Here is a 3,481-nt window from a genome sequence, read left to right as displayed (position 1 = left end):
GCGAGAAGCCTTTTTATTAGGATATATTTTTCGGGATAAAGCCACTACCATTGCCTGTGGCGACGGTTTCATTTTCGGCATTTTTAAAAATAAGCGCCATCTCGACATGGAACGAATTATCAAGAGAGGTGACGCTCGTTATCGTAATTTTACAAGTCACTTCATCGCCCGTATAAACTGCCTTCATAAATGTATGGTCAAGTGTTTCTGAAAAGAAATTAAGGTCGCCGCCAATTTTAGTAGCAATGCTGGCAATTAATAAACTGTGTACCCGGACACGCCCACGACTATCCGGCATCGTATGCAATAAACCGAAATCGCCGGTAATATTACTAAATGCAAATACGTCACCGCGTGTAAATATTCGCTTCGCTGAAAACGTATCTCCTACCATCATCTATAAACCGCCTCCTTAGTATTCGTCATATGGAAGTATATCTTTAGATTACCCGTTTTCTAGACGGTTTATGCTTCGAGAAGAGAAGTGCTATAATAAAAGCAGTTTCAAGGAAATGAGGACGATAACATGTATAAAACGTTCGGGATATTTGCGCATGTAGATACCGGAAAAACAACTTTTTCGGAACAAATTTTATATTATGGTCAAGGTATTCAGGCACGTGGTCGTGTCGATCATCAAAATGCTTTTTTAGATTTGCACCCAATTGAACGTGAACGAGGCATTACCGTCTTTGCGGAGCAAGGGATGTTTACGTATAACAACAATACATATACGATGATTGATACACCGGGACACGTCGACTTCTCACCAGAAATGGAGCGCGCCATTCAAGTGCTCGATTATGCAGTAGTGCTCGTTGATGCCGTAGATGGTGTTGAGGGACATACAGAAACGGTGTGGCAATTACTTCGAAAACACCATATTCCGACGTTTTTCTTTATTAATAAAATGGATAGAGAAGGCGCTAATTTAGACAAGGCTATTGCAAGTATTCACGCATTGCTGACGCCGAATACGGTCGTATTAACGAATCATTTGACAAAAGAGATGGATGAGCCATTAGCAGAGGCTGTTGCGGCACTTGATGATACGTTAATGGAGCGTTATTTTGAGACCGGCTATACGCGCGATGTGTTTGAAGCGGCACTTTGCCAGATGATTCGTGACGAGCGAGTATTCCCGATCCATTACGGCTCAGCATTACAAGATGAGGGGATTTCAACGTTTTTACAGCATTTTGACCGCTTAACGGCTACAAATTATGACGCGGCTGCACCGTTTGCAGCGCGTGTCTATAAAGTCCGTCATGACGAAAAGGGTCAGCGTATTGCCTATTTGAAAATCGATGCGGGTCGTTTAAAAGCACGTGAAGCACTCGAAATCGATGGTGAAATGATGAAGGTAGGGCAAATTCGCTTATATAATGGGGAGAAATTTGAGCAACTTCAAGAAGCCGTCGCTGGACAAAGCGTCGGGATTTATGGCTTAAAGAACGCCGTTATTGGTACGACATTTGGCGACGCGGTATCGTATAAGGCACCGAGCTTAGTACCGACTTTACAATCTCATGTGGTGTTTGAAGACGGTGTTTCGCCGAAGGAAATGCTACGCTATTTCCGCTTGCTCGAGGCGGAAGACCCATCGCTTGAAATTGTGTGGCAAGAAGCGTTGCAGGAAATTCATCTGCATATTATGGGCGTCATTCAGCTTGAAGTATTGCAACAAGTGCTAGCAGAACGCTTTCAATTAATGGTGCAGTTTGAGGCACCAACGATTATTTATAAAGAAACGATTTTTACATCGACAAAGGGCTATGGTCATTTTGAGCCACTGAAGCATTATGCAGAAGTGCATTTACGCATGGAGCCAGCGCCACGCGGACAGGGCATCACCTTTATCAATGAATGCCACGCAGATGATTTACTCGTCGGTCAGCAAAACCTGATTCAAAAGCATGTGCTTGAACGTGCGCATCATGGTTTACTGACAGGCTCTGCTGTAACAGATATAATCGTGACACTTGTGACAGGGAAGGCACATATAAAGCATACAGAGGGCGGCGATTTCCGCGAGGCGACTCATCGTGCATTGCGACAAGGCCTAGAACAAGTAGAAAATGTGTTGTTAGAGCCGTATTATGCCGTTGTCATGCGTGCACATATCGACCATATGGGCCGTATGATGAGCGATTTACAGATGGCAAGTGGCACTTTTGACGCGCCGTTTACAGAAGGAGAATATGTAACGATTCATGCGCGAGTACCAGTGGCGAGCTTTTTAACGTATCCGACACAGTTTGCAGCCTATACAAATGGTAAAGGGAGCATCTGTCTCGTATTTGATGGCTATGATCGCTGTCATAACACCGACGAGGTCATTGAACGGATTGGCTATGATAAACAAGCAGACCCAAATTATACATCAAACTCTATTTTTTGCAGTCACGGAAAAGGCTATGTCGTGCCGTGGCAAGAGGCAGAAGCGTTGATGCATGCGAATACAGAATTATAAGGCTTGTGCGTGACAATTGAATTAGGCTATTTGTATAATACAAGTAACGTCTGAATTGCGAAAGGAAGAAAAAAATGAAAAAATCAGTCAAAGTAGGATTAGTACTAGGAATTGCTGCGGGTGCTACAGCGCTTGCAGTTAATCAAGCAAAGAAAAATGCTTCACCAGAGCCATTTGTGACGTTTACAGATGACACAAAATTATATGCATTAATGGATACAAATGCATCTGTTACACATATTTTACCGATTGCGACAGTCGTAACAGTGATCGCAAAAAAACATATCGATAAAAACGTTTGGTTTGAAGTTGAAACGCCATTCGGCCATGGCTTCATTTTAGACGAATCGGTTTTACCACAAGTAGCAGATGCCAAACATATTGAGCTTGATGTACCAGTGATCAATCAATACGCACCTGTTAACGCACCATTTGGCTGTGAGGGCGCGGCATTATTAATGGCACTACAATACAAACAATACACAGAAGATGATTTCAAAACACTATTAGCGAATATGCCAACAGCAGAACGCAATCCAAATGAAGGCTTTGTTGGCTCACCGTATGAAGCGTCACCAGCAGGCTATTATCAAACAATTTACCCAGCACCACTCGCAGCATATGCAAAAGAACGCTATGCACAAACAGTAGAAGATATTTCAGGTAGTGATATGCAAGAGATTCAACATGAATTAGCACTTGGTAACCCCGTTATACTATATGTTACAAAAGATTTTGCTGCACCTGTTATCGGCGAATGGGACTTTGGTACACCGGGCTCAGAAGAAGCGGTAGATAATTTACACATCGTTTTACTAACAGGCTATGATTCAACAATTGGTGAATACAAAGTAGCTGATCCATCTTCAGAGCAAGGAACGTACTGGATCAATGGCTATGCACTTGAAAAAGCATATAATGCAAAAAAACAGGCCGTTGTCGTAAGATAAATAGGACATATGCGTAAAAACAACCGCTCCTAGGAGCATAAGAAAAACCGGAATCGCG

The 3,481-nt window shown here is 42.8% G+C and carries 3 protein-coding genes; 2 read left to right on the top strand and 1 reads right to left on the bottom strand.

Annotation, left to right across the window (positions count from 1 at the left end; genetic code table 11):
- Nucleotides 1-16 precede the first annotated feature (16 nt).
- Nucleotides 17-397 (bottom strand): hotdog family protein, encoded by a 381-nt coding sequence (locus tag KTHG_RS06275; protein WP_126990188.1) that lies wholly within the window; start codon nucleotides 395-397, stop codon nucleotides 17-19.
- A gap of 129 nt (nucleotides 398-526) precedes the next feature.
- Here KTHG_RS06275 and KTHG_RS06270 point away from each other — a divergent pair, with 129 nt between their 5' ends.
- Both KTHG_RS06270 and KTHG_RS06265 read left to right on the top strand, forming a co-directional pair.
- Nucleotides 527-2,473: a GTP-binding protein gene (locus tag KTHG_RS06270; protein ID WP_139992263.1), complete on the top strand. Its 1,947-nt coding sequence runs from the start codon at nucleotides 527-529 to the stop codon at nucleotides 2,471-2,473.
- A gap of 74 nt (nucleotides 2,474-2,547) precedes the next feature.
- Nucleotides 2,548-3,423 carry a C39 family peptidase gene (locus tag KTHG_RS06265; protein WP_139992261.1) on the top strand — a complete coding sequence of 292 codons (876 nt, stop codon included), beginning with the start codon at nucleotides 2,548-2,550 and terminating at the stop codon, nucleotides 3,421-3,423.
- The last annotated feature ends 58 nt before the right edge of the window (nucleotides 3,424-3,481 follow it).

This window comes from Kurthia sp. Dielmo, from assembly GCF_000307285.2.
Taxonomy (GTDB): Bacteria; Bacillota; Bacilli; order Bacillales_A; family Planococcaceae; genus Kurthia; species Kurthia populi.
This window is presented reverse-complemented; position numbering and strand designations above follow the sequence as displayed.